This is a genomic window from Conchiformibius kuhniae DSM 17694 (genome assembly GCF_000428785.1).
Classification (GTDB): domain Bacteria; phylum Pseudomonadota; class Gammaproteobacteria; order Burkholderiales; family Neisseriaceae; genus Conchiformibius; species Conchiformibius kuhniae.
This window is the reverse complement of record NZ_AUAP01000002.1, coordinates 95,328-121,830: the sequence shown is the minus strand read 5'-3', so window position 1 is coordinate 121,830 and position 26,503 is coordinate 95,328. Positions and strand designations below refer to the sequence as shown.

Genomic DNA, 26,503 nt, shown 5'->3' with positions numbered 1-26,503 from the left:
CACAACAAGGATTCCACCATGCACCCGCAAGACCTTTGGCTCGCCATCCGCGAAGAAACCGCCCGCGCCGCCGCCGAAGAGCCGATGCTCGCCAGCTTTCTGCACCTGACCGTATTGCGCCACAAAAGTTTGGCAAACGTGCTGGCGTTCCAGCTTTCCAGCAAACTGTGCAACAGCGTGATGGACGCGCGCAGCCTGTTTGAAGTGTTTGCCGAAGTGCTGAACGGCAACGACGACATCACCGCCGCCGTACAAGCCGACATCCGCGCCTGTTACGAACGCGACCCCGCCTGCGACCAATACACGCTGCCTTTGTTGTATTTCAAAGGCTTCCACGCCATTCAGGCGCACCGCATCAACCATTGCCTGTGGCGGGACGGGCGCAAAACGCTGGCGTATTTTCTGCAAAACCGCGCTTCGGAAGTGTTCGGCGTGGACATTCACCCCGGCGCGGTGTTCGGGCGCGGCATCATGATTGACCACGGCACGGGCGTGGTGGTCGGCGAAACGGCGGTGTTGGGCAACGATATTTCGCTGCTGCACGGCGTTACGCTGGGCGGTTCGGGTAAGGAAAGCGGCGACCGCCACCCGAAAGTGGGCGACGGCGTGATGATTGGCGCGAATGCTTCGGTGCTGGGCAACATCCGCATCGGCGAGTGCGCCAAAATCGGCGCGGGCAGCGTGGTGGTGCGCGATGTGGAAGCGCACACCACTGTGGTCGGCGTTCCCGCCAAAGCGGTGGGCGTATCCAAAAACAAACCCGCCGCCGAGATGGACCAAGGCTTTGCGGGTTTGGACGATTTGCATTTTGTCATTTGATTGCGCCCGTGCTTAGGGCGCGTCATCAATTGACCGAGAAAAACACAGCGCCGTCATTCCCGCGAATGCGGAAAGCCACTGCCTGATGTTTGTGAAGCAAGCGTGGCTTGTGTTGAAACGAAGTGAAAACCCAACATTTTTCCAAAAATTTATGGATTTTGTTGGGTTTGCGCTTCGCGCCAACCCAACCTGCACCTGCGCGAGAATCCAACAATAAACTGCAACAAACATTGATAAAACATCGCTTGCCAAGCATCGGGCAGTGGCTTTCCGCATTCGCAGGAATGACGGCGTGTTTTTATATCAAACTGATTTTATGCAGAAAATTTATAGTTGATAAAAATAAAAACGAGACAAGGCGGCAACGCCCGCCGTGTACGGGTCGTACATAAGGGTGTTGGCAACCGTTGTTTTTACGGGAAATCACGATGCGCCGCCCAATTGCTCGGTTACCCGTATCGGCAAACCTTCCGCCAAACGGCGCACGTCTCGGGAAAAATTGAGAAATGCGCGGTAATCGCTGGGCGTGGCGGGAATGGCGATGCGCTGACGGTTGGGCGCAATCAGGATTTTGTGTTTTTTGCCTTTACGAACCTGCCAGCCCGCCCGCACTTTCTCTGTAACCAAATTATTGATTTTATCGTCTTTGCTAAATTGCATGGTCTTTCTCCGTAGGTGTGTGTGTTTTACATTATTGTAGTTGTGCCAGTGCCTCCTGCGCCAATTGTGCCACGGCGCGGTTGCCGCTTTGCGCTGCCGCCCGATACCAATGCCGTGCCTGTTCGGGGTTGGCGGGCGTGCCTTCGCCGTCGTGATACAGGGTGGCAACGATGTATTGCGCTTCGGCAAAGCCTTTTTGCGCCATCGCCAGCACTTGCGGAAAGGCGGAAGCGGCATCGCCCCGCGCCAAAGCCTGACCCGCAGCCGACATGGTTTGACGGTAGGCGTGGACTTCGGCTTCGCTGACGGGGCGTTGCGCTTGTGCCAATGCGGGCAGCAGCAGGCAGATGCCGGCAAGTGATGCGGTGATTTTTTGGATTGCGTACTTCATCAAAATTCCTGTTCGGTTTGAAACCCCGCCGTTCACGGCGGTAAAATCGCTTGATTATTCGGGCGGGGCGTAAGTCCGTCCAAATCACAGGGCTGCCCTTTATGTGCAGCCCTGCGCGTTGAAACATCGGAAACCGTTTTCGTTACATCTGTTACAACCGGCGGCACGTTTCAAGGTACGGAGCGGTACACCGGCACCACTCCGTGTGTTTTGCCCGCCGAAAAGGCATTTTGACAAATCAAACCTTTGTCTTTTGCACTGATTCAAGATTAGCACGCCCTTTGCACAAATGCAAGGGCGCGGCGGTCAGCCCGTGCCGTACAATGCCCGCGCTTCGGCGGCGATGGCAGCGATGCCCCGTGCCAATACGGCTTGGTCTTGGGCGATGCTGATGCGGACGCATTCGCGGGCGTGGCAAAATTGTGCGGTGTCGATGCCGACAAAAAACGGTTCGCTTGGAATGACGAGCGTGCCGCGTGCTTTCAAACGGCGGTAGAGTTCGTCGCTGCCTGCGGGCAAGCCTTCAAACCACAGCCACAGGAAAATCGCGCCTTCGGGAAGGTGGATGCGTACGGGCAAATCCGCCATTTCCTTTTGCAGCAGCGACACCGCCAAATCGGCTTGACGGCGGTAAAACGGGCGGATAACGTTGTCGGCAAGGGTTTTGAGGCGGTCGTCCTGCAAAAGCGGGGCAGCCACTGCCGCACCGAAACGGGTCGGGGCAAGGTTTACCACCGCATTGAGCGCGGTGATGGCGCGTATCACTTCGGGGCGTGCCAGCACGATGCCGCAACGCACGCCGGGCAAGCCGACTTTCGACAGGCTGAAGCACAGGATAATGTTGTCGTGCCACACCAATTCGGCATCGCGGTGGATGATGTTGGGAAAGGGCATGCCGTAGGCGTTGTCGATAATCAGGGGAACGCCGTGCCGCCGCGCCAATGCGTCCAAACGCGCCATTTCGGCATCGGTCAGCACATTGCCCGAAGGGTTGGTCGGGCGCGAGCAGCACACTGCGCCGATTTCGCCCGCCGCCCATTGCGGCAGCTTTTCCAGCGCGTCAAAATCGATGCGGTATTTGAAAAAGCCGTCCCGTCCGCCGTATTGCACGTTTTCAATCTGCGGCGGCACGGACACAAACCGCGACCCGCCCACCTGCACATCGGCATAGCCGACATATTCGGGCGCAAGCGGCAGCAGCACCGATTTTTGCACCGTATTGCCCTGATTGTCGGTAAACGCGCCGCCGAACAGGTTGAACAAATAGAAAAAAGCGTTTTGCGAGCCGTTGGTCAGCGCCAAGTTTTCGGCAGACACGCTCCAGCCGTAATGACGGCGCAAAAAGGCGGCAACGGTGTTCAAAAATGCGCGGTCTCCCTGCGGCTCGGAATAATTGCCGATGTTTTCCACCGCCGCCGCACAATCATCACCGTTGGCGATGTCGCGCAACACTTCGGCAAACAGCGCATTCACGGCGGGAATGCGGGCGGGATTGCCGCCGCCGAGCATATTCACCCCTTCTTGCGCCAAGGCTTTGCCCAAATCGTCCATCAACTGCAAAATCGCGCTTTCGCGGGTAAAATGTTGTCCGAAATCGGAAAACTGCATGGTTGTATCCTTATTGTCCTGATGATTGAAAATGGCTGCGGATTTCGGGCATACGCACCCAGCCCGTGTCACCGGGCGGCGGCGTGGTCAGAATGATGCTGTCCGGCCATGTTTTTGTGTCGCCCGCCCATGAAGAGTGGCGGTTTAAAGGACGGAACGGCTCGCGCGAAAACACAATGGCGTGTCCGGGATAATCGCCCTCGCTGTCGCGTGCCACCAGCACCGCATAATTCGGCGAACAGTAGCCGCGATAATCCGCCGCCGGCCGCCGTTCCCAATCTTTTAAGGGCAGCACGGTTTGTCCCAACCAATCCACCGCGTGCGCAAACGGCGCGGCAGACGGCGCGGGCGGACAATCGGCAAAGGCGGTTTCCTCGCCAACGGGCAGCGCGGACGGTTCGGGCGGCCAATGTTCCGCAAACTGCTTGTCCCAATGCCTGTCGTATTCATCGTTCAGCAGGGAACGAGGTTGATGCGGCACGCGCCACAGCGTTTTGCCCTGCTTGTCCGCCAAAAACCATTCGCCGTTCCGCAAGCCGTATTGATAGTCGGCCACGCTGTTTTCAGGCAGCCGCGACAGCAAGGCGACTTCTTCCAATTTAAAAATCTGCACCCGCCAACCGCGATAATCAAACCGTCCCGGCAGCTCCACCACCGTCCAAGGCTTGATGCTGCCGTCCCAATCGCCGTGCAACGCCAGCGTACTTTGCGGCGGCAGCGCGGGCGGCGGCACATAAGGTTGTCCGGACAAGGGTTTCAAGGTAAACGCCGCCCCCAAACGCAGATACACCCGCCGTTCCAATTCGTTGGCGTGCTGCCATTGCCATGCGTACACCGGCAGAATCGGCAACACCGCCACCGCCGTCATTGTCGTCAAACGCCGCCGCATTTGCTGAGCGGTTACATCATAGCCATACACCGCAAACGTCAGCGCACCAAACGACAAAAACCACAATACCGCACCCCAACCGAAAGTGGTTTGTTCGCGCATCGCAAAAAACACCGTGCCGGGAACGGCCAATATCCATGTTATCCACAACAACGCTTTGACGGAGCGCGTGCCGCCCAGCCGGAACATCAGCAAAGCCGCCCAATAAAACAGATTGGCATACACCGCCCAGCCGATAACCGGAAACATCCAGCCAAACCCCATAAACACCCATATGCCCAAGCCGAACATCATATTCCTGTCCAAGGACAAGGCAGGCAGACACAGCGATGCCAGCATCAGCAGCAAAGAATAACGCGCCGCCGTTACGGACGCTGCCGTCCGCAGCGTTGGCGAAGGTTCGGATTGTCCGTTGTGTTTCATTTTGTTTTTCCCGTGATGTTTTTTCAACGATATAAACGGTTTTCAGGCAGCCTGAAAAATGATTTTTTCCCTCCCCCGTTTACGGGGGAGGGCTGGGGAAGGGGAAACGCCATGCTCCTACCCTACGTCAATCCGCTATTTTTCAGGCAGCCTGAACGTTTGACGGCTTCGCCCGTGCCGAAAAACCACACCACACCGTCATTCCCGCGCAGGCGGGAATCCATGCTTCCGCCATAGTAAATTTTCATTTTCACAAGAACAACTTTGGATTCCCGCATTCGCGGGAATGACGGCGCGGAAAAATATTCGGGCTGCCTGAAAAACTTTTACAACAACACTTTCTCAATCCCCCCGTTTTTGGTGTGCGCCACAAACTCGTCCTGCCAATTCTCGCCGAGAATATGCTTCGCCATTTCCACCACAATGTAGTCGGCGGGCAGATTGTTGTCGTCCGTATAACGGCTCAAACCCTGCAAACACGCGGGGCAGGACGTGAGCATTTTCACATCGCCGCGCTGGTTTTCAGGCAGCATCGCCAAGTTTTTGGCGATTTCCTCCTGCTTGCGGAATTTCACCTGCGTGGCGATGTCGGGGCGTTTCACCGCAAACATGCCGCTTTCGCCGCAGCAACGGTCGCTGTTGATGACAGGCTTGCCCATCAACTCGCCCGCCAGTTTCGCCGCGTCCATCGTTTTCACGGGCGAGTGGCAGGGATTGTGGTAGAGATACTGCCGACCCTGCACGCCGTCCAGTTTCACGCCTTTTTCCAACAAAAATTCATGAATGTCAATGATGCGGCAATCGGGGAAAATGTCTTCAAAACGGTATTCCGCCAGCGAGTCGTAACACGTTCCGCAGCTCACCACCACGGTTTTGATGTCCAAATAATTCAAGGTGTTCGCCATGCGGTGAAACAATACGCGGTTGTCGGTAACGATTTGTTCGGCGCGCGCCTTGTCGCCGCCCGCGTTTTGCGGATAACCGCAACACAGATAGCCCGGAGGCAGCACGGTTTGCACGCCGGTGTGGTAGAGCATCGCCTGCGTTGCCAAACCCACTTGGCTGAACAGCCGTTCCGAGCCGCAGCCGGGGAAGTAAAACACCGCTTCGGCATCTTCAGGCAGCGCGGGATTGCGGATAATCGGCACGGTTTTCGCGTCTTCGATGTCCAGCAGGGCGCGCGCGGTTCTAATCGGCACATGGCGCGGCAGGGGGCGGTTGATAAAGTGGACGACCTGTTCGCGCACGGGGGTTTTGCGGGTGGTGGCTTTGGGGGCTTCTTTCTGCTTGTCCGCGCCGACGGGGAATTTTTGCGCCAATTCGTAGGCGAAGTTTTGCAGTTTGAAACCGCCTTTGGCAACGGCTTGGCGCAACAGCTTGATGGTGCGCGGGTCTTTGGCGTTTAAAAGTGCCATGCCTGCGGCGGCGGCGGGGCTGAACTTCGCCTTGCCCGATTGTTTCAGGAAATGACGGATGTCCACCGTTACATCGCCGAAATCAATTTTCACGGGGCAGGGTTTCACGCAACGGTGGCAGACGGTGCAGTGGTCGCCGATGTTCGCCAGTTCGTCAAAATGCTTCAGCGACACGCCGCGCCGCGTTTGTTCTTCATACAAAAACGCTTCCGCCAGCAAGCCCACGCCGAGAATTTTGTTGCGCGGGCTGTAAAGCAGATTGGCGCGGGGGACGTGGGTGGAACACACGGGTTTGCATTTGCCGCAGCGCAGGCAGTCTTTGACGGCGTGGGTGATGCCGCCCAGCGCGGACTGTTCCATAATCAGCGATTCAAAGCCCATCAGTTCAAAAGACGGGGTGTAGGCGCGGCGCAAATCCGAGCCTTTCATCAGTTTGTGGCGGTTGAAACGCCCGTGCGGGTCCACTTTGGCTTTGTATTCCCAAAACGGCTGCATTTCCGCATCGTTTAAAAATTCCAGCTTGGTGATGCCGATGCCGTGTTCGCCGGAAATCACGCCGTCCAAGCTCCGCGCCAAGTTCATGATGCGGGCAACGGCGCGGTGGGCGGTGTTGAGCATTTCGTAATCATCGGAATTGACGGGAATATTGGTGTGGACATTGCCGTCTCCCGCGTGCATGTGCAGGGCAACGAACACGCGCCCGCGCACGGTGGCGGCGTGGATTTTGCCCAATGCCGCCATAATTTTGGTATCCGCCTGACCGCTCAAAATCTCCGCCAAAGGCTTCATCACGTCTTCTTTCACCGACACGCGCAAACGGAAATCGCGAAAAGCAATAAAGCAGCTTTCTTCCGCTTTGGCGGCAGGGTCGGCAAACACCGCTTCGCCGTAACGCGCCCGATAATCGGCAAGCGGCGCGTCCATATTGTCCAGCAGCCATTGCCAACGTCCGCGCACGGCTTCCACATGCGCCAGCGCGTGTTTGGCGCGGTCGCCCAAAAGTTCGCTGTCGGGCAGCTCCGTGCCCATGCGTTCCACGGGCAGGCTGCCTGAAAGGTATTCCGCCAACGCCGCACACAGTTTCAGCTTGTTTTGAATGGACAATTCAATATTGATGCGCTCGATGCCGTCCGAATACTCGCCCAAACGTTCCAAAGGAATAACCACGTCTTCGTTGATTTTAAAGGCATTGGTGTGGCGGGCGATGGCGGCGGTGCGGCTGCGGTCCAGCCAAAAGGTTTTCCGCGCTTCGGGCGACACGGCGATAAAACCGTCCCCGTCCCGCGCCCGCGCCAGTTGCACGATGTGTTCGGCGGCGGCGGACACGGCGGCTTCGTCATCAGACACGATGTCCGCCAACAGCACCATTTTCGGACGGCCGCGCCCCGCCGCTTTGGTGGCGTAACCGACCGCGCGGACGTAACGCCAATCCAAATGCTCCAAACCCGCCAAGCGCACCGAATCGTGCCCCAACATAAAATCGCGGATTTCCACGATGGACGGCGTGGCATTCGCCACCGTGCCGAAAAATTCCAAGCACACGGTGCGGGTAAACTTCGGCATGGTGTGCAAGACAAACGCCGCACTCGTAATAATCCCGTCCGTGCCTTCTTTCTGCACGCCCGGCAAGCCGCTCAAAAATTTGTCGGTAACGTCCTTGCCCAAGCCTTCTTTGCGGAAGCTGCGGCCGGGAATGTGCAAACGCTCGGTTTTGGCAACGGTTTCGCCGTCATCGCGCAGGGTATGCACGTCAAAAACCACGTCTTCTTGGTCGTGGATTTTGCCGAAATTGTGGTTCACGCGCTCGATTTTCAGCCATTCGCCCTGCGGATTGACCATTTTCCACCACGCCAGATTGTCCAGCGCCGTCCCCCACAACACGGCTTTTTTGCCGCCCGCGTTCATGGCGATGTTGCCGCCCACGCAACTGGCATCGGCGGAAGTGGGGTCCACGGCAAACACCAGCTTGGCGGCGTGGGCGGTTTCTTCCACGCGCCGCGTTACCACGCCCGCGCCGCAACGGATAACGGGGTGCGTGCCGTCCAAGCCCGCCAAAGGCACATATTCCACGCCGTTGTGCTTGTCCAGTTTTTCGGTGTTGATGACCGCGCTCATCGCGTCAAGCGGAATCGCGCCGCCGGTGTAGCCCGTGCCGCCGCCGCGCGGGATAATGGTCAAATCCAGCTCAATCAGGGCGCGTACCAAGGGGGCGATTTCCGCTTCGCTGTCGGGATTGACGACCACAAAGGGATATTCCACGCGCCAGTCCGTGGCATCGGTAACGTGGCTCACCCGCGCCAAGCCGTCAAACATGATGTTGTGTTTGGCGGTAATTTTGCCCAAGCGGGCGAGGATTTGGCGGCGTTTGAGCGCGGTGGCGGCAAAGCCGTCTTCAAAACGGTTCACCGCACTTTCGGCGGCTTGGACGAGTTTCAAAACTTCGCTGTTGTCATCGCGGCGTTTGCGGATTTCGTTGAGGCGGTGGCGCATTTCGCGCACGAGGGCGGCTTGGCGTTTGGGGTGTTCCAGCAAATCGTCAATCAGGTAGGGGTTGCGCTGCACCGCCCAGATGTCGCCCAACACTTCAAACAGCATCCGCGCCGAGCGGCCGGTGCGCCGTTGCGAGCGCAAATTTTGTAAAATGTCCCACGCGGCATCGCCCAGCAGGCGGCAGACGATTTCGCGGTCGGAAAAAGAGGTGTAGTTGTAGGGGATTTCGCGGATGCGGGGGGTGCGGTTCATCAAGATTCCTTTTCGGTTTGAAACCCCGCCGTTTACGGCGGTAAAATCGGTTTTTATGCGGGCGGGGCGCAGGCCCTGCTTGATGTATTGTTTTGTGCCGGTGTTTCTGCCGCCGCGCCCGATGCGGCGCGGTCGCGTTGAGACGGCACGGGGCGTGTATTGTAAAAGATTTTCGCGGCTTTCAGGTTGAAAAATATTGACATCTGCCGCAAACGGTTTTTGCAAACGGCGGCGACGGTTTGCAAGGGGGGCGAAACCCGCTACAATCACACGGTTTTTTATTGGAATCCGTCCATGATGTTCCGTTTTGTCCGCCCCGCCCTGCTGTGGCTGCTCGCGTGCGGCATCGCCCACGCCGCGCCCGCCGCCGATGAAGCCGAAGTCTTCGCCGCCGAAAGCGCAGCCGAAGCCGAAAGCGAAGCCGCCGACACCGACCTGCCCGATGTCCCCGACCCCGAAGGGCGCGGCTGGTTTGAATTGTACGTTGCCCCCACCCATCGCGGCCGCCCCGAAATCCTGCTCGAAAGCATCCGCACCACAAACGGCAACACCATACGCTACATTCTCAACCGCCGCTCCGCCGCCGGCAGCCACAACGTCAGCTTGGAAGGCATGCGCTGCGAAGAAGACCTGTTCGGCTCCGAAGGCGCCCAACACCGCGTGTTTGCCTACGCCGACCTGTACAACCAAACATGGGTTGCCCCGCGCAACAGCCACTGGCAGCCGACCGGCAACAAACTCACCGGCACCGACCCCATACGCCAAGTGCTGTACGATGCCTTCTGCACCGAAGGCAGAGCCAAAAACGACCAAGAACTGCGCCGCCGCATCCGCAACGAAGCCGGACACCTGATTCAAAAAGACTACTCCAAATAATCCGCCCATGTCCGTTCACAGCCACAGCATCGTTGCCCCGCAACTGTTTGCCTTTGAGCAACCCTTTGCCCTGCAAAACGGCGACACCCTGCCCCGCTTTGATTTGGCGGTGGAAACCTACGGCACGCTCAACCCCGCCGCCGACAACGCCGTGCTGATTTGCCACGCTCTTTCCGGCGACCACCACGTTGCCGGACGCCACCACCCCGACGACAAATATCCGGGCTGGTGGGACAACATGGTCGGCGCGGGCAAACCGATTGACACCGACAAATTTTTCGTGGTCGGGCTGAACAATCTGGGCGGCTGCGCGGGCAGCACCGGCCCCTTAAGCCGCAACCCCGCCACCGGCACGCCCTACGGCGCGGATTTCCCCTTCGTTACCGTCCCCGACTGGGTACGCACCCAAGCCCTGCTCGCCGACCGTCTCGGCATCGCCCGATGGGCGGCGGTGGTGGGCGGCAGCTTGGGCGGCATGCAGGCACTGCAATGGACGCTCGCCTTTCCCGAACGCGTCCGCCACGCCCTCGTCATCGCCTCCTCACCGCGCCTGAGCGCCCAAAACATCGCCTTCAACGACGTTGCCCGCCAAGCCATCATCACCGACCCCGACTTCCACGAAGGACACTACACCCGCCGCCACACCCTGCCCCAACGCGGCTTACGCATCGCCCGCATGATGGGACACATCACCTACTTGGCAGAACACGGACTCGGACACAAATTCGGCCGCCAACGCAAACACCCCCACTACCAATACCACTACGGCAGCGAATTTGAAGTAGAAAGCTACCTGCGCCACCAAGGCGACAAATTCTCCGCCCGCTTCGATGCCAACACCTACCTGCTGATGACCAAAGCACTCGACTACTTCGACCCCGCCGCCGAACACGGACACGACCTGCAAAAAGCCCTTGCCCACGTGCGTGCCGACTTTTTCGTTGCCAGCTTCAGCAGCGACTGGCGGTTTGCCCCGTCCCGTTCGCACGAGCTGGTACGCGCACTCATCGGCGCGCGCAAAAACGTACGCTACATCGAAGTACCGTCCCAGCACGGACACGATGCCTTTCTCATGGAAGACGCGCCCTACATCAACGCCGTCCGCGCCTATATGCACAACATTACCGTTTCCCCCGCCGCACCATCATGAAACACACCCTTACCGGCATTTGCGCCCTGATTGCACTGGTGTGGGGCTACACCCTGCTGCCGGTCGAATGGCGCCGCCACAAAGACATCGATTTGGGCAACACCCTGATTGCCCGCATCGATGCCCACCTGCAACAGCACGGACACCTGCCCGAACCCAACGAAACCAATCTGCAACAACTCGGCTTCCGCCACGACAAAGACATCGGCTGGCAACCCAGTTACCGCATCATCAACGGCACGCACTACCGCATCGTCTATCAAAACGGCTACGCCCCGCCTTGGCTGGGCTGGGATTCGCAACAGCGCGTGTGGCAACTACAGGGACAACAGCCCTAACGCGTGCCATCGTTTAAGTTTTTAATTTAAAATCATCACAATAAAAACGCCATCATTCCCGCGCAGGTGCAGGTTGGGTTGGAGCGAAGCGCAAACCCAACACAATCCGTAAATTTTCGGAAAAATGTTGGGTTTTCACTTCGTTTCAACCCAAGCTACGCTTGCTAAATTTTTCCAATGAAAATCAGTGCAATATAAAAACACACCGTCATTCCCGCGCAGGCGGGAATCCACTACGCAATGCTCGGCAAGAGATGTTTTATCAAGGCTTGTCGTGCTTCGATTTGGATTCCCGCCTGCGCGGGAATGACGGCGCAGTGTTTTTTCGGTCAATTGATGACACGCTAACGCGCCGTCAGGCAGGCAAAATCAAAAGAAGAAATTGAAATTGTGGCGGTTCGTTATGTTTCAAACCGAAAAGGAATTTTGACGGACGAATGGATTGGGCGGATAGCAAATAAGAACTTTTATTTCATTTTAAGCAATTTTCCGCCCCTCCCCCCGATTTTTTGTATTTTTATTTTGATTTAAATCATATATAAACAATAAAAAACCAAAAATCAATTTGTGTGCCGAGAGAAAGATGGTATGATGCTTGGCTTTCTTAAGCAGAAAATCTTAAATTTTTAAAAATCAACAACTTAAAAACCAATAGGAGCAACCTTGATTATGGTTAATAAATTACAACGCGTCTTGACTGAAGCAACAAATTCAATCAATGAATGTGTGGCGGCCGGTTATGTGGATATTCAAACGGGCTTATTGTTGGGCGTGAATACTTTAGATTCGCACCCAAGTGCGGTTTTGGAATTGGTGGCAGCAGCAACAGCCGATTTATTTGCCGGACAAAATGTAACCGAAATTGAACGTATGTTCAAACAAGCCCGTCAATCCAGTTCCAATCGGCGTTATTTTCAGGAAATTATTGTGAATAGCGATAATCTGATTCACATTTTTATACGTGGCCAACGCGATGAGAATCATGTTGCGGTATTTGTGTGTCGTAATAAAGCCTTATTGGGCATGGTGTTGTCACAGGCACGCAAAATGATGCCCGCTTTGGAGTCTGCTGCCTAATTTAAGGTGCGTTCGAACGCGCCTTATCAATAAGGTACAAAAGAGCCTCAATGAAAAAACATTGAGGCTTTTTGTACCCTATTTAATCGGGATTTACATGCGCTCAATCATCGCTTTGCCGAAAGCGGAACAGGAAATTTCGTTCGCGCCGTCCATCAGGCGGGCGAAATCGTAAGTTACCTGTTTGTCGCCGATGGCTTTTTCCATTGATTCGATGACCAAATCGGCGGCTTCTTTCCAACCCAAATGGCGCAGCATCATCTCGGCGGACAAAATCAGCGAACCGGGGTTCACTTTGTCCTGACCGGCGTATTTGGGTGCGGTGCCGTGCGTGGCTTCAAAAATCGCGTATTGGTCGGAAATATTCGCGCCCGGCGCGATGCCGATGCCGCCCACTTGCGCCGCCAGCGCATCGGAAATGTAGTCGCCGTTCAGGTTCAGGGTGGCAATCACGCTGTATTCGGCGGGACGCAACAGGATTTGTTGCAGGAAGGCATCGGCAATCGCGTCTTTAACGATGATTTCTTTGCCGGTTTTCGGGTTTTGGAAGCTGCACCACGGGCCGCCGTCAATCGGTTTGGCGCCGAATTCGGTTTGCGCCAGCTCGTAGCCCCAGTCACGGAAACCGCCTTCGGTAAACTTCATGATGTTGCCCTTGTGTACCAGAGTTACGCTGGGCTTGTCGTTGTCAATCGCGTATTGAATCGCCGCGCGGACAAGGCGTTGCGTACCTTGTTTGGACACGGGCTTGATGCCGATGCCGGAGGTCTCGGGGAAACGGATTTTTTTCACGCCCATTTCGTTTTGCAGAAAATCCACGACTTTTTTGCAGTTGTCGCTTTCGGCTTCCCACTCGATGCCGGCATAGATGTCTTCGGTGTTTTCGCGGAAAATCACCATATCGGTTTTGCTCGGGTCTTTCAGGGGCGAGGGCACGCCGTTGAAGTAGCGCACGGGGCGCACGCATTGATACAAATCAAGCTCTTGGCGCAGGGCAACGTTGAGCGAGCGGATACCGCCGCCAACGGGCGTGGTCATCGGGCCTTTGATGGACACGGAGTATTCTTTCAGGGCTGCCAAAGTTTCTTCAGGCAACCAGACGTTGTCGCCGTAAACTTTGGTGGCTTTTTCGCCCGCATACACTTCCATCCAATGAATTTTTTTCGCGCCGCCGTAGGCTTTGGCAACGGCGGCGTCAATCACGTCTTTCATCACGGGGGTGATGTCCGCGCCGATGCCGTCGCCCTCGATGAAGGGAATGATGGGGTTGTTGGGAATGGCTTGACCGGGAACGATTTTTTGACCTTCGGCAGGTACTTTGATGTGGCTCATAGAGGCTCTCCTGAAAAGGGAAAAACAAGGACTTGATTCGGCAGGTGCGCCAAATCAAGAATAAGAACAGGAATTCGGGTGTTTGCCGTTGCGGGCGTTGCCGCCTTTGTCCGATGCACGGAAAACGTTTTGATTGTACGGCAAAACGCCGAAAAAGTGTGAATCTTTTTCCAACTGTTTGGCGGGAAACAAAATGCCCGACAGCCGCACAAGCGGTCGGGCAGGCGTGTTCAGTTTTTCAACAGGGCACGGGCGCGGCGGGCGGCGGTGCTGTTGGGGTAGCTGGAAATCAGTTTGCGCCATGTGTCGCGGGCGATGTCCTGCTGTTGCAGTCCGCGCTGGCATTCGCCGACGGTGTACAGGGCTTCGGGGGCTTCGGGGCTGTTGGCGTAGCGCGATGCCAAGCGTTGTCCGATTTGAATGACGGATTGGCAGTGGTTGAGCCGCAAGTTGGTTTGCAGCAGCAAGTACATGCTGTGCCGCGCCGCCGTGCTGCCGTTGCCGCCGCCGTCAATGCCGCGCAGGGTGTTCAATACGCCGCGATAGTCGCCGCGCTTGAATTGCTGCCGCGCCAGTTTCAGGTTGTCTTCGGTGGGGTCGGGCAGGTTGCTGCGGTAGGCACTCATGTCGGGGGTGATGTTTTCGGCGGGAATGCGTACGGCGGTCTGTTTGCGGGCAGGCGGTGTTTTTTTCTTGGGCGGACGCGGCACGGGGGCGGGCGGGGTGCTGCGGGTATGCTCCATTTGTGCCAAACGTTCGTTCAGGTAATCGACTTGTTGGCGCAATTGGATGTTTTGGGTGGTCAGCAAGTGGATTTGTTTTTGCTGCTCCAAGTACACCGCATCATTGTAGGGTGTCGCCGCCACCGAAGCGGTCAGGGGAACGGGCGGCGGCACGACGGGGCGCACCGCCGGACGCGCCACCGGTTGCAAAACAACCTGTTGTGCGGGAACGGGCGGCACCACCGCCACCACCTGCCCGCTCGGTACGGGCTGCAAACGGTAGGGTGCTTGCGCGGCATACGCCGAAGCGGCCTGCTGGGGCGTTACCGCCACCGGACGCAAAGGACGCTCGTTCAAACGCTCCGCCACAGGATTGCGGATGGGCGCAGGGTAAGACGATACGCCGATGGGGGCAACGCCGACACAGGCGGTCAGCGGCGTGGTGATGGCGCACAAAGTCAGCAGACGGGAAGATTTGTTTATCATGGTCAATCAATTCAAACGGGTTGTTGGTCAATGCAGAAGGCAATCGGTGCGTACGGGCACGTCCGTCTGCGGTGCGGATAAAACGTCCGGCACGGATGGGCAACGCTCGAAAAAACAATACAACATACTTATTGCTTCATCAGCAGGGTCAGCCCGTCGCCCAAAGGCAGTGCCAAAACATGCACGCGCCCGTCCTGCGGCAGCGCCGCGTTGAACGCGTGCAAACGGGCATGCCCCGGCGGCGCATCGGGGCGGTCGGACGACACCACGCGCCCGTGCGACAACACATTGTCGATGGCAATGATGCCGCCCGAACGCACCAAAGGCAGACAGGCTTCGTAATACTGCGGGATAAACGGCTTGTCGGCATCAATCAGCGCCATGTCGTAGCTGCCGCTTTCGCCCGCCTCCGCCAATTCGCGCAAAGTAATCAGAGCCGGTTGAAGATACAGGCTTATTTTATGTTCAACACCCGCTTTTTGCCAATTTTGCCGCGCCATTTGGGCAAAAGTGATGTTGATATCGCAACAACTCAAGCGCCCGTGTTCGGGCAAAGCCAGTGCCATTGCCGTGCTGCTGTAGCCGGCAAACACGCCGATTTCCAAATACCGTTCCGCCCCAATCAGCCGCGCCAGCCATGCCAGCAACGCCGCCTGTTCGGGCGCAACCGCCATATTGCCCGCACGGTGCGCGGCGGTTTGGGCGCGGATTTCCGCCAAAATGGGGGCTTCGGGCGCACTGATGCCGCGCAGATAAGCACGGGTCTGCGCGGAAAAACCGTCCGGGCCGGCACTCACCGCAGCCACCCGCGCAGCAAACGCCCCGCCGCAACGCGCCGGCACTCAATCGGGCTGATACGCATAAGGCTTTTTCGGCAACTTCGCGGCATCGAATCCCGCCTGTTCTTCCGCGTCCAAAGTAACGTCCCACAACAAAGCGCGGTTGTGCAGACGGCGCTCCGCTTCTGCCGGATTTTGCGCCAAATATTCGTTCAAAAACTGCGTGGTTTCAGATTGGTAATGGTACATTTTTGTTTTCCTTAAGGTTTGCTGTCGGGCTTGGGGGTTGCGCCGTCCGGCTCGACCAAATCCAGCACGTCCTCATCGGGCTTCACCTCAAAAGGCTTGCCGTTGAGTGTCGGCTTGCCCTCCTGCAGCACAATCTTGGTTTTCACCGCATTGTCTGCCAGCGTGATGTAGCCGTCATGGTGCAGATTATCCAGCATCGACCCCATAATCAGGCGCACGGTTTCGTCCACGTCCTGCTGCTCTTTGGCGGTCAAATCCGCCTGTTCCCCCGCATCATCGGGGGCATCGGTGGCAAAAAAGCTGCGCGCCTGCGTTACCGCAAACGACTCCAGCACCTTTTTGGACACGTCCAAGTCGATTTCGGCGTGCATTTTGCCCAACATCGCGGCAAAATCATTCAAATCAACGGCTTCCAAGCCGTTGAAACGCAAACCGCCGCGCACTTTAATGTGCCCCGAAGGCAGTGCCAGCTCGAATTTATTGACTTTTAAAACAGGGTCGTTGGTAAACAAACCTGCGCCTTCCTTACGCAGGGAAGCGAGCATTTGCTGCTGCCATTTGTCGGCATCAACGGCTTCCGTACTCATCTGCTGCCAACGGTTTTTCAATGCCGCCAAGCTTTTGGCATCAAGATGCTCCGCCGACACATCGATGTCCAAAGGCCCGTAGCTTTCTTCGCCGTACAGCAGTTTTTCAAACGAAAAACGCCCTTTGGCATCGATAAAGCCTTTGTTTTCGTCTGTTTGGCTTTGGTAGGCGAGGTTGTGGACGGCGAGTTTGGCGGGCGCGACCGTGCCGGTGGGATTAATGAACGCGCCGATTTGCAGGTCGGTTACGGCATTGACCAAGTCGTTCAAACGCAGATTGTAATCGATGTTTTCTTTCCACTCGATTTCAAAACGCCCGAGCTTGGTATCGGAAGCGCCGAGCGACACGCCCTCGCGCCCTTCGCGGGTTTCGCTGTTTACGGTGATGTTTTCAAGGGTGATTTGCCCCATGTCCGCCAACACCGCGCTCAAGCCCGGAATGTCGAAACGGGTGGTGTAGTTTTTAAATCCGTCCTGATAGGCGATGTCGGCACGCATGCCCTGCCAATTGAGCTTGATGCCGGAAAGTTCTTCATAATTGAAGGGGGCGATGCGCACGTCCATTTTGCCGCCGCCGCCCAAATACACGGTGTTGCGGACGGTAAACGGGTCTTGGGCGGGATTGTTGAAAAAGCGGTTCAGGATTTCCTGCACTTTGGGGTCGAAACGAAATTCGGTGCGCACGCTGGCGCGGACGGGGCGGATGCCGTCGGCAAACAGCCCGTGTTTGACGTGGTTTACCAGCGTGATTTCCTTGTCCAAAACGGTTTGAATGTTGGCGGGCAACTGTTTGGACAGGTTGGACAGCAAATTGGGGTGGAAGCGGATGACGGTGGTTTCGGTGGAGCTGAACCAGCCTTGGTCGTAGTCGTGCGACACCACGTCGAAAAAGAAGGTATCTGCCAAAACGCGGTGTTGTTCGGTCAGGGTTTCACGCGCTTTGATGCCCAGATAGTACGGTGTGCCGAGAAAAACCGCCAAAACAAGCGGTACTACTGTTGCCAGCAGGATTTTTTTCATTGTTTGTACCTTTAGTATAATGTGTTTTGCCCACGCCTGCTTGTGGAAAAAACCTGCCGCGCCGTGTGCCTGCGGCAGGCAAAACCCAATCAAAACGGCGATGATACCACAAAAAAGCCGCCCAAAGGCGGCTGCGGGCGAGCAAGTGCCGTTTTGCGGCAGTGGCGGCTCACACCGAAAAAGACGAGCCGCAACCGCAAGTGGTGGTGGCATTCGGGTTGCGGATGACAAATTGCGAACCGTGCAGGCTTTCGGTGTAGTCGATTTCCGCGCCAATCAGGTATTGGTAGCTCATCGGATCGACCAAGAATGTCAAGCCGTTTTTTTCGATTTCAAAATCGTCGTCGTTTTTGATTTCGTCAAAGGTAAAGCCGTATTGGAAGCCGGAGCAGCCGCCGCCGTTCACAAACACCCGCAGCATCAAATCGGGGTTGTTTTCTTCGGCAATCAGGTCTGCCACTTTGGCACAGCAGGCTTCGGTAAAAACAATCGGGGTTTCTTCAGACATGGTACATTCCTCACATTCGGAGCAGAAAATCGGCGTCATTATACCCGATGTGCGCCCGTTCCGCACCCGCCGCCCGAAACGGCAGACAATATGGTATCATAGCGAAATTTTGGGCAGAATTTGTTCGCGCCCGCGCCCATGCCGGAACGGTTGTGTTGCGTGCAACCGCCGCCCCTTCCCACCCACCGCAAAGGAAACGCCACCGATGCCTTATACGACCACACGCGTCTGCCGCCCGTTGGCCGCAGCTTTGTTGCTGGCACTTGCCGGAAGCCTGCACGCCTACGCCCCGCACACCGAAAAAATATTCCGCCCCTCAATCAAAAACCCGCCCGCCAGCGAAAGCGAACGCGCCGCCGACAACCTGCGCCGCCGCACCGTTTTGGAAAACACCCAACACATTTTCGCCCTGCTCGGCGCGGAAATCGCTGCCGCGCGCGGACAATCGCAACTGGCACTGAACACCTATCTGGCGGTATTGCAAAAAACCAAAGACCCCGAAGTTGCCGAACGCGCCATGGAGCTGGCGGTGGGCATCCGCGCCTACGACACCGCCGAACACATCTACGCCCAATGGCGCAAACTCGAACCCAAGCCCGGCCCCGCGCAAAGACGCATCGCGTGGACACGCGCCCTCGCCTTCGGCGACCACGACCAAGTTGCCCGCGATTTGGAAAACGTGGTCAAAGAAGCCAACGAAGAGCAGGCACAACGCATCTTCCTGCTGCTGGCACAAGTCGGCACGGAAAACCACGCCCTTGCCGCCAAAGTCCTCAAACCCCTGCACCGCGCCGCCCAACGCCACCCCGACATGACCGAAGCGTTGATTGCTTCCGCCCTGTTCGACTCCATTGCCGGCAACACCAAACAAGCGGTGCGCGATTTGCAAAAACTCGCCGACAACGACACCCAGCTCACCCCCGCCACCCGCTTGGCACTCGGGCTGATTGTCCGCGACAACCCCAAACTGCTGCCCGAATTTTTCAAACAAACCGACACCGCCAAGCTCTCCCCCATCTGGCAGGAGCTGGAAGTGGAAAGCCTGATTCAGGACAAACAATACGACCAAGCCTACGAACGCCTGCAAAAACTGCTGGCAAACAAAAACGATGCCGACCTGTACATTCAGGCAGCCGTATTGTCCTACCAGCACCAAAAAGACCTGCAAACCACACTGAACCATCTGGAAAAAGCCCATCAGCACGGCACCCAACTGCAAAAATCCCGCGCCGCCGTGCTGGCTGCCATCCGCCTGCTCGCCGACCGCCGTTTTGACGAAGCCGAAAAATGGATTGCCCGCATCCACGCCCCCGAAACCGCCTTCGACAAACTGGTTTTGCAAGTTTCGCTCGCCGCCGAACAGCACCAATGGCAACAAGCCCTGCAACTGGCAGGCAAACGCGGCAAACCCGATTCGCGGCAAGGACGCTTTTTCAACGAAGACGATTTGATTGAGCTGGAACTGTTTGCCCTGACCGAACACCACGCCCCGCCCAAACAAAAACTGGCACAACTCAACCGCCTGATAAACCGCTTCGCCCCCCAGCCCCAACACCGCAGCCATTTGGCGGCCACCCTGTACCAGCGCGGCATCGTTTATGCCGAACAAAACCGCTACCGCGAAGCCGTTGCCGACTTCCGCCACTACCTGCGCCTCAAGCCCGAAGACGCACAAGGACTCAACGCCTTGGGCTATACCCTGCTCGAAGCGGGCAACAGCCACATCGAAGAAGCCTTCGAGCTAATCAAACAGGCATACCGCCAACAGCCCGAAAGCCCCGAAATCAACGACAGCATCGGCTGGGTATACTTTAAAAAAGGCGACCCGAAAACCGCCCTGCCCTATTTGCAATACGCCTACGAAAAAGCCCCGTCCGCCGAAGTGGCGGCGCATTTGGGCGAAGTGTATTGGGCGATGGGCGAACACGCCAAAGCCCGCGACGTGTGGCACGAAAGCTGGCAGCAAAACCGCAACAACCGCTTGCTGCGGCAAACCCTGAACAAATACGGCGTACGCTTTTCCAATACCTCATCGCAAAGCACATCGCATTAGGGCGCGTTATCATTTAAATTTTTATACTGAAAATCAGTGCAATATAAAAATACACCGTCATTCCCGCGAATGCGGGAATCCACTGCCCGATGACCTGCAAGCCATGTTTTATCAAGGTTTTTCGTGATTCGACTTGGATTTCCGTCTGCGCGGGAATGACGGCACTGTGTTTTTTCGGTCAAGTGATGACACGACTTGGAACACATCATCAATTTGCCCGCACGCAAACATCAGGCGTACCGTTGTGTTACGGTACGCCTGTTTTTATGCGTCTGCCACCGCGTCAAGCTGTGCTTTGGTCAGCACGAACACGAAGCCGTCGCCGCCACTGGTTTCCAACCACGCAAAAGGCAGGTGCGGAAACGCTTGTTCCAACACATCGCGGTTGTGTCCGATTTCCACCACCAGCACGCCGTGCGGATTGAGCAAGGCGGGGGCGCGGGTGAGAATTTCGCGCACCGCGTCCAAGCCGTCTTCGCCGCTTCCGAGTGCGATTTCCGGTTCGTGCAGGTATTCGTCCGGCAGGGCGGCGACCGATTCGGCATCGACATAGGGTGGGTTGGACACAATCAGGTCGTATCCGCCTTCCAAGCCTTCAAACATGTCGCTGTGAATCAGGTTGATGCGCGTTTGCAAGCCGTAGTGTTCGACATTGACGGCAGCCACTTCCAAGGCGTCCAAGCTGATGTCCACCGCGTCAATCGAGGCATCGGGATAGTGGTGCGCCATTTGCACCGCCAGTGCCGCGCTGCCGGTACACAAATCCAAGGCGTGATGCACCAGCTCGTCATGTTCAATCCACGCGCGAAGCGGCTCGCCCAACACTTCGGCGATGAATGAGCGCGGCACGATGACGCGTTCGTCCACATAAAATTCAAATTCGCCCTGCCGCGCCCGCGTGGTCAGATAAGCGGCGGGTATGCGTTCTTTGACGCGGCGGGCGATGATGTCGAGCAGGGCGCGTTTTTCGCTGTCGAGCAAACGGGCATCGCAATACGGCTCCCACTCGTCCAAAGGCAGGTTCAGAGTGTGCAGTATCAGGTAAACGGCTTCGTCAAAAGCGTTGTCGCTACCGTGTCCGAAAAACAATTCCGCTTCGTGGAAGCGGCTGACGGCAAAACGGACAAAATCACGCGGGGTGTGCAAAACGGCGGCGGCTTCGGCAAACGGGTCGGCAGGCGGAACGGCGGCAGACGGCGCATCGGCGGCGTTGGAAAACATGATGGTGCGGCTTTCAGACAAAACAGCCATTATACGCGCAAGCACCTTGTGCGGCGACGGCAAAATAACGTTATAATGCCGATTTCATTTTTCAACACGAACACCACGAAAGCATCGACCATGATGAAACCGAACCTCACTTTTCCGCTTGCCGTATTGAGCGCCTGCATTTTGGCTGCCTGCAACCCGCCGCCCGCCGGCGAAGCCGCATCGTCCGCGCCCGCCGCATCGTCTGCGGGCTCTGCCTCCGCCCCCGCAGGCTTGGAAAACGATATCAAACAAATCAGCTATGTTTTGGGTTCGCAATTTGGCAAACAGCTTCAGGAAGTGAAAGACAACGGCGGCGAACTGGACGTGAAAGTGCTCACCGATGCCATTCAAGAACGCTTGGACGGCAAAGAGCCGAAAATCAAAGACGAAGACGTGCCTGCCGTCATGCAGAAATTTGTCAAGCTCATGGAAGAAGCCACCGCCAAAAAAGCCGAAGAAAACTTGGCAAAAGGCGAAAAATTCCTTGAAGAAAACAAAGGCAAGCCCGGCGTGGAAACCACCAAATCCGGTTTGCAGTACAAAGTCGTCAAAGAAGGCACGGGCGACGCCCCCGTGATGGGCGACGGCGTGATGGTCGAATACACCGGCAAACTGATTGACGGCAGCGAATTTGACAGCACCAAAGCACACGGCGGCGAGCCCATGCCCGTGCCCTTGGCAAAAGACAACGGACTGATTGCCGGCTGGACCGAAGCCTTGCAACTGATGAAAGAAGGCGGCGAATACACTATCTACATTCCCGCCAAACTCGCCTACGGCAAAGACTCGCCCACCCCGAAAATCCCCCCCAACTCCGTTTTGGTATTTGACATGAAAATCGTCAAAGTCGAAAAAGGCGCGGCAAAAGCAGCAGCCAAAGACGCCAAAGCCCCCGCCAAAGACGGGAAAAAAGCCGAAGAAGAAAAAGACAAGAAAAAATAAACCCACCACCCACGGCGGCGCGGCACGTCCCGCCGCCGTCTGATTTTTCCAGCAACACAAGGAACACCCGTGAACGTTTTACTTCTGGGCGCACCCGGTGCGGGCAAAGGCACGCAAGCGCAATTCATCACCCAAGCCTTCAACATTCCCCAAATTTCCACCGGCGACATGCTCCGCGCCAACATCAAAGCCGGCACACCTTTGGGCATGGAAGCCAAAGCCATCATGGACGCGGGCGCACTGGTGCGCGACGACCTGATTATCGCCATGGTCAAAGCACGCATCGCCCAAGCCGACTGCGCCAACGGCTTTTTGTTTGACGGCTTTCCGCGCACCCTCGCCCAAGCCCAAGCCCTGCAACAAGCAGGCGTAAACTTGGACGCCGTTGTCGAAATCGCCGTACCCGATGCCGCCATCATCGAACGCATTAGCGGACGGCGCGTGCATTTGGCATCAGGGCGCAGCTACCACATCGTCCACAATCCCCCCAAAGTGGCAGACAAAGACGATGAAACCGGCGAAGATTTGGTGCAGCGCGAAGACGACCGCGCCGAAACCGTACAAAAACGCCTTGCCGTGTATCACGAACAAACCGCCGTTTTGATTGATTTTTACGGCAACTTCCAAGGCGAACGCGCCCCCCGCTACATCAAAGTAAACGGCTTGCAGAGCGTGGACACCGTGAAAAACGAAATTTTAAGCCAATTGCAACAGGCAAACGCTTAAACTGCTTCCCCTCCCGCCCCGCAGCCCAACAAGGTGTAGGGGTGGGAGGTATTGACCATCGCTACACAATAAAGATTAAATCAATGTCTGCCAAAACAATATTCCTTGCCTTTATCACCACATTTTTCTTAAGTGCCTGTGGAACACTAACAGGCATTCCCGCACATGGTGGCGGCAAGCGCTTTGCCGTAGAACAAGAACTGGTTTCTGCATCTGCCCGTGCCGCCGTCAAAGACATGGATTTACACGCACTACAAGGACGTAAAGTTGCATTATATGTTTCTACCATGGGCGACCAAGGCTCAGGCACAATTTCCGGAGGGCGTTATTCTATCGATGCACTGATTCGCGGCGAATATTCAAATAATCCTGTATCTACCACAAACCATGATTATCCCCAATATACCACCAATGCCAATACCACAGCCGACGGCTTGAACAGTACAACCCAATCCACATCTATTTTAAATTCCCCCAGCACCTCCAAAACCCAAACAGGCAAAAAAACCATCCGCCGCACAATGGGTTTAACTAATAATGGTATGGGTGAATACCGAAATGAAACTTTAATGCCCAACCCCAAAGATACATCCTATCTAAACAACTTGGTACAAACTGTTTTTTTCTTACGCGGTATTGATGTCGTACCTGCCCAATATGCAGATACAGACGTATTTGTGAATGTAGATGTATTTGGCACCATCCGCAGCCGTACAGAACTGCATTTATATAATGCAGAAACATTACGGGCACAAACAAAATTAGAATATTTTGCGGTAGATAGAAACAATAAGCAACTGCTGATTAATCCCAAAGTAAATGCCTATGAAGCTGCCTACCGCGAACAATACGCCTTATGGACAGGTCCATATAAAATACATAAAAAATTACAAAAAGCAGATGGATTGATGGTGGATTTTTCAGATATTGAGCCTTACGGCAAAGGAACAAACCAGTGAAATTATCAATTTCATTGAAAAATTTATTGATAAACCTGATAATTTGTATCAGTATTTTATCAGCTACCGCCACATATGCCGCTACAGCACCCGCACCCCCACAGATTGATCAACATGGCAGATTGGTTTTACCTACCCATAATCCCTTCCCCAAACTGCCAACCAACCCTGACAAATATTTTAAAAAACATAAAGCCTATGAATATGAAGCAATATTATCCATAGATGGCGTTGGCATTGCAGATCGCAGTCAAGGCTATACATTATACAGCAACCGCGCCTATAACGAAATAGAAAGTGTACTGGCTCCCGGTCCCGAATGGGGAAACCGATGGGCTAAAAGCATTAAAGAAAGAAAAGATGCCGATGATGGTTATACTTCAATCGTAGGGCAATTAAGCACAATAGGTATTCAAAGTAAAGGAGATTATTCGGGATATGCCCTGTTTGGCGTCATTGGCAAAAACAGCCACTATTTGAGCCAACAAGCCGCTTTCAACGCAATCCTACCCGAAATCAAAGGCTATAACCGTTTTCGTGATGAAGTATCCAAGCAACATGGAACTTCACCACAAGAACGCAGCCGATTACTTGACGAATATGTCCGCCAACAATCACAGGCACAACCTTCATCAGGACGACCGCCTTATATATTTAATCCCGATTACCGCCGCAAAGTACCTGATGGAGAGTTTTGGGGGGAAGAAGCAAATCATACCGAATGCGAAAGCTATGCTTATTCTTTTTTTCCAGGACAAAAAATCTGCAGCAGTAATAAACTGTCTGCTTGGGAACAAACTCAAGGAAACATTGGAAAATATTCCCGTGAACTGGACGACCACTTTAAAGAAGTGGGCGACCAGACCCAAGATAATTTACGCGAAGCCCACAACCGCATTTGGGCAGGGGGTAACGCACCCGATGATTTTAGCCTGGCAGGAAAAATAAGCCATGTAGGCAACGGTGTATTTCAAGCAGCGGGAACCATACCCGATACTTTAATACGCGCAACAGGTATAAATAAAGCAGTAGGCTACGCTTACCAACAATATACACCGGATAATATCAAACAAACTGTTTCCAATATTGGCAATACATATAAAGAATGGGCAAAATCCCATCCCGAAGCCCATGAACACCTTAAACTGGCAGGCAATACTGCTGCCACCATACTGGGGGCGCGTGCTACAGGCGCTATCAACAAAGGTACATCAGGGAAAGCCGCAGCAGGTACAGGCAGAAATACCAGAAGCACGGCAGGTAAAACATCCAATCCACAAACCACCAGCCAAACCACAGCAAGCAGCAAAACCACTACAAATAACAATAAAAACAACAAAGCCCCTGCTAAAAACAATAACAACCAAGCCAATAGAACCACCCCGACAGGCACAGCCAACCATACTGCCAAAAGCAATCCAAGCAATGGCACACGGAGCAGCGCGTCCAATCAGCCATCCCGAACCGACAAACCTGCGGGACGTGTTCCTGTGGGTAACGATTTTGCCGAAGCGGCAGTACACAGGCACAGCAGCCAATCTACCGCAACAAAAGGTAGCAATCATTCAACCGATACCCCAACCCTGCCGCCATATAGAAAGCCCGATACCACCACCCCGCACGGCACAACTGCACACGGCAAAAGCAATACTTCATCTGGTAAAACCCAAACAACAGACAACACCAAACTGAACAAAGAATACTTTGATTCGCGCTATGGCACATCAAATGTACAGCAAGGCGGAGGCAACCGCTTGTCTGTTAATGAACGGGTACGCAACAACACCGCCAACAGCAGCCATGCTTCAAGTAAATCTAATTTTAATCAGCATGTTGATAAAAACCATAGCAATAATGAACACAATCTTGCCACAGAAAACACACCTCCACATTCCAACCAATCCAACCCTCAAGATACCTTATCTGCAAATCGGTTAACCGACCAATCCAAGCGCTTATTTAATGGAGAAACCTTGCATCCAAACTTACCTGCCCCTGCTGCAGGTTGGGACTACAAACCCGAGAAAATTTCGCCCAAAGGAAAATCCACAGAAAAGAATATTGACTCTCATATTCGCGGATATATAGCAGAAATCAAACTGGCAAATTACGTTGCTGAACAAGGTTATATTGTATTAAAATGGGGAGACAAAGTAGGTAGACACGGTAGCGATATTATTTCGATACACCCCGGAACACATGAAGTGGTGTTATGGGACAGTAAATACCGTAGTAATGGTGGGAAATTGAAAATTTCCCCCACTTTTGACAGCGATGCTAAAACCAAATCAGGCAAACAAAGTGGAGCTTTGGAGAATGCCAAGGAAGAAGCAAAAAGAGCCATTAGAGACTCTTCTTTATCAGCCGAAATTCAACGAAAAACACTCGCTAATTTACAACAAGGTAATTTTGAAACTCGAACAGTTGGTAGCGGAGCCTTAAAGGGGCAGGAAGTCATTCAAAAATATCGCAATGATAATAAATTCAATAATTAACCCAAT

The 26,503-nt window shown here is 55.1% G+C and carries 21 protein-coding genes and 1 pseudogene; 10 read left to right on the top strand and 12 right to left on the bottom strand.

Annotated features, from left to right (window positions below; all coding sequences use genetic code 11):
* Nucleotides 1-18: 18 nt before the first annotated feature.
* Nucleotides 19-819: a serine O-acetyltransferase gene (gene cysE / locus G392_RS0102765; protein WP_027008988.1), complete on the top strand. Its 801-nt coding sequence runs from the start codon at nt 19-21 to the stop codon at nt 817-819.
* Between the two features lie 423 nt (nt 820-1,242).
* Here cysE and G392_RS11945 read toward each other — a convergent pair whose 3' ends face one another.
* The 5 genes from G392_RS11945 to G392_RS0102730 form a co-directional block, all read right to left on the bottom strand.
* Complete coding sequence (locus G392_RS11945) at nt 1,243-1,479, bottom strand: hypothetical protein (protein ID WP_034334269.1); 237 nt, start codon at nt 1,477-1,479, stop codon at nt 1,243-1,245.
* Nucleotides 1,480-1,510: 31 nt separating this feature from the next.
* Entirely contained in the window at nt 1,511-1,870 is a 360-nt protein-coding gene (locus tag G392_RS0102750; RefSeq protein ID WP_245571909.1) for an SEL1-like repeat protein, read from the bottom strand.
* A 306-nt stretch (nt 1,871-2,176) separates the two neighbouring features.
* Nucleotides 2,177-3,478, bottom strand: coding sequence for a valine--pyruvate transaminase (locus tag G392_RS0102745; protein ID WP_027008985.1), 1,302 nt, complete (start codon nt 3,476-3,478; stop codon nt 2,177-2,179).
* A 10-nt stretch (nt 3,479-3,488) separates the two neighbouring features.
* The gene (locus tag G392_RS0102740) at nt 3,489-4,790 is read right to left on the bottom strand and encodes a hypothetical protein (RefSeq protein ID WP_156900773.1); all 1,302 of its coding nucleotides are present in this window, start codon (nt 4,788-4,790) and stop codon (nt 3,489-3,491) included.
* A 326-nt stretch (nt 4,791-5,116) separates the two neighbouring features.
* Nucleotides 5,117-8,947: a DUF3683 domain-containing protein gene (locus G392_RS0102730; protein WP_027008983.1), complete on the bottom strand. Its 3,831-nt coding sequence runs from the start codon at nt 8,945-8,947 to the stop codon at nt 5,117-5,119.
* 294 nt (nt 8,948-9,241) lie between these two features.
* Here G392_RS0102730 and G392_RS11940 point away from each other — a divergent pair, with 294 nt between their 5' ends.
* From G392_RS11940 to G392_RS0102710, 4 genes are all read left to right on the top strand, one after another.
* Nucleotides 9,242-9,823 carry a CNP1-like family protein gene (locus G392_RS11940; RefSeq protein WP_051255534.1) on the top strand — a complete coding sequence of 194 codons (582 nt, stop codon included), beginning with the start codon at nt 9,242-9,244 and terminating at the stop codon, nt 9,821-9,823.
* A gap of 7 nt (nt 9,824-9,830) precedes the next feature.
* Nucleotides 9,831-10,973: a homoserine O-succinyltransferase MetX gene (metX, locus tag G392_RS0102720; protein ID WP_027008982.1), complete on the top strand. Its 1,143-nt coding sequence runs from the start codon at nt 9,831-9,833 to the stop codon at nt 10,971-10,973.
* Entirely contained in the window at nt 10,970-11,311 is a 342-nt protein-coding gene (locus G392_RS0102715) for a hypothetical protein (RefSeq protein WP_027008981.1), read from the top strand. Before metX ends, G392_RS0102715 begins: the two co-directional genes overlap by 4 nt.
* Nucleotides 11,312-11,974: 663 nt before the next feature.
* Nucleotides 11,975-12,388, top strand: coding sequence for a hypothetical protein (locus G392_RS0102710; RefSeq protein WP_211224340.1), 414 nt, complete (start codon nt 11,975-11,977; stop codon nt 12,386-12,388).
* A gap of 93 nt (nt 12,389-12,481) precedes the next feature.
* Here G392_RS0102710 and icd read toward each other — a convergent pair whose 3' ends face one another.
* The 6 genes from icd to erpA all read right to left on the bottom strand — a co-directional run bounded on the left by icd (nt 12,482) and on the right by erpA (nt 18,071).
* Complete coding sequence (gene icd, locus G392_RS0102705; protein ID WP_027008979.1) at nt 12,482-13,720, bottom strand: NADP-dependent isocitrate dehydrogenase; 1,239 nt, start codon at nt 13,718-13,720, stop codon at nt 12,482-12,484.
* 230 nt (nt 13,721-13,950) lie between these two features.
* Nucleotides 13,951-14,928 (bottom strand): tetratricopeptide repeat protein, encoded by a 978-nt coding sequence (locus G392_RS0102695; protein ID WP_051255533.1) that lies wholly within the window; start codon nt 14,926-14,928, stop codon nt 13,951-13,953.
* 128 nt (nt 14,929-15,056) lie between these two features.
* Nucleotides 15,057-15,725: a class I SAM-dependent methyltransferase gene (locus G392_RS0102690; RefSeq protein ID WP_034334325.1), complete on the bottom strand. Its 669-nt coding sequence runs from the start codon at nt 15,723-15,725 to the stop codon at nt 15,057-15,059.
* Between the two features lie 45 nt (nt 15,726-15,770).
* Nucleotides 15,771-15,956: a DUF3460 family protein gene (locus tag G392_RS0102685; RefSeq protein WP_027008976.1), complete on the bottom strand. Its 186-nt coding sequence runs from the start codon at nt 15,954-15,956 to the stop codon at nt 15,771-15,773.
* 11 nt (nt 15,957-15,967) lie between these two features.
* Nucleotides 15,968-17,563, bottom strand: coding sequence for a YdgA family protein (locus G392_RS0102680; protein WP_034334323.1), 1,596 nt, complete (start codon nt 17,561-17,563; stop codon nt 15,968-15,970).
* Nucleotides 17,564-17,732: 169 nt separating this feature from the next.
* Nucleotides 17,733-18,071: an iron-sulfur cluster insertion protein ErpA gene (erpA, locus tag G392_RS0102675; RefSeq protein WP_027008974.1), complete on the bottom strand. Its 339-nt coding sequence runs from the start codon at nt 18,069-18,071 to the stop codon at nt 17,733-17,735.
* 205 nt (nt 18,072-18,276) lie between these two features.
* On the opposite strand from erpA, the gene G392_RS11935 reads away from it, so the two are divergent.
* Nucleotides 18,277-20,124 (top strand): tetratricopeptide repeat protein, encoded by a 1,848-nt coding sequence (locus tag G392_RS11935; protein ID WP_169718731.1) that lies wholly within the window; start codon nt 18,277-18,279, stop codon nt 20,122-20,124.
* Between the two features lie 264 nt (nt 20,125-20,388).
* Here G392_RS11935 and prmB read toward each other — a convergent pair whose 3' ends face one another.
* Entirely contained in the window at nt 20,389-21,345 is a 957-nt protein-coding gene (gene prmB, locus G392_RS0102665) for a 50S ribosomal protein L3 N(5)-glutamine methyltransferase (RefSeq protein WP_051255557.1), read from the bottom strand.
* Nucleotides 21,346-21,465: 120 nt separating this feature from the next.
* Here prmB and G392_RS0102660 point away from each other — a divergent pair, with 120 nt between their 5' ends.
* The 4 genes and pseudogenes from G392_RS0102660 to G392_RS13500 all read left to right on the top strand — a co-directional run bounded on the left by G392_RS0102660 (nt 21,466) and on the right by G392_RS13500 (nt 26,497).
* Nucleotides 21,466-22,317 (top strand): FKBP-type peptidyl-prolyl cis-trans isomerase, encoded by an 852-nt coding sequence (locus G392_RS0102660; protein WP_245571908.1) that lies wholly within the window; start codon nt 21,466-21,468, stop codon nt 22,315-22,317.
* Nucleotides 22,318-22,386: 69 nt separating this feature from the next.
* Entirely contained in the window at nt 22,387-23,043 is a 657-nt protein-coding gene (adk, locus tag G392_RS0102655; protein WP_027008971.1) for an adenylate kinase, read from the top strand.
* Between the two features lie 83 nt (nt 23,044-23,126).
* Nucleotides 23,127-23,999, top strand: a pseudogene (locus tag G392_RS13220) (adhesin); the annotation flags it as partial.
* Nucleotides 23,999-26,497, top strand: a complete 2,499-nt coding sequence (locus tag G392_RS13500; protein WP_156900770.1) for a hypothetical protein — start codon at nt 23,999-24,001, stop codon at nt 26,495-26,497. The pseudogene G392_RS13220 and the gene G392_RS13500, both read left to right, overlap by 1 nt.
* Nucleotides 26,498-26,503 lie beyond the last annotated feature (6 nt).

Excerpts from the sequence above, each read along its gene's own strand:
- G392_RS11945 (WP_034334269.1), bottom strand. The coding sequence starts at position 1,479 with ATGCAATTTAGCAAAGACGATAAAATCAATAATTTGGTTACAGAGAAA.
- G392_RS0102695 (WP_051255533.1), bottom strand. The coding sequence starts at position 14,928 with ATGATAAACAAATCTTCCCGTCTGCTGACTTTGTGCGCCATCACCACG.
- metX (WP_027008982.1), top strand. The coding sequence starts at position 9,831 with ATGTCCGTTCACAGCCACAGCATCGTTGCCCCGCAACTGTTTGCCTTT.
- erpA (WP_027008974.1), bottom strand. The coding sequence starts at position 18,071 with ATGTCTGAAGAAACCCCGATTGTTTTTACCGAAGCCTGCTGTGCCAAA.
- G392_RS0102680 (WP_034334323.1), bottom strand. The coding sequence starts at position 17,563 with ATGAAAAAAATCCTGCTGGCAACAGTAGTACCGCTTGTTTTGGCGGTT.
- G392_RS0102750 (WP_245571909.1), bottom strand. The coding sequence starts at position 1,870 with ATGAAGTACGCAATCCAAAAAATCACCGCATCACTTGCCGGCATCTGC.
- prmB (WP_051255557.1), bottom strand. The coding sequence starts at position 21,345 with ATGTTTTCCAACGCCGCCGATGCGCCGTCTGCCGCCGTTCCGCCTGCC.
- G392_RS0102685 (WP_027008976.1), bottom strand. The coding sequence starts at position 15,956 with ATGTACCATTACCAATCTGAAACCACGCAGTTTTTGAACGAATATTTG.
- G392_RS0102730 (WP_027008983.1), bottom strand. The coding sequence starts at position 8,947 with ATGAACCGCACCCCCCGCATCCGCGAAATCCCCTACAACTACACCTCT.
- G392_RS11940 (WP_051255534.1), top strand. The coding sequence starts at position 9,242 with ATGATGTTCCGTTTTGTCCGCCCCGCCCTGCTGTGGCTGCTCGCGTGC.
- icd (WP_027008979.1), bottom strand. The coding sequence starts at position 13,720 with ATGAGCCACATCAAAGTACCTGCCGAAGGTCAAAAAATCGTTCCCGGT.
- G392_RS0102740 (WP_156900773.1), bottom strand. The coding sequence starts at position 4,790 with ATGAAACACAACGGACAATCCGAACCTTCGCCAACGCTGCGGACGGCA.
- G392_RS11935 (WP_169718731.1), top strand. The coding sequence starts at position 18,277 with ATGCCTTATACGACCACACGCGTCTGCCGCCCGTTGGCCGCAGCTTTG.
- G392_RS0102745 (WP_027008985.1), bottom strand. The coding sequence starts at position 3,478 with ATGCAGTTTTCCGATTTCGGACAACATTTTACCCGCGAAAGCGCGATT.
- cysE (WP_027008988.1), top strand. The coding sequence starts at position 19 with ATGCACCCGCAAGACCTTTGGCTCGCCATCCGCGAAGAAACCGCCCGC.
- G392_RS0102715 (WP_027008981.1), top strand. The coding sequence starts at position 10,970 with ATGAAACACACCCTTACCGGCATTTGCGCCCTGATTGCACTGGTGTGG.
- G392_RS0102660 (WP_245571908.1), top strand. The coding sequence starts at position 21,466 with ATGATGAAACCGAACCTCACTTTTCCGCTTGCCGTATTGAGCGCCTGC.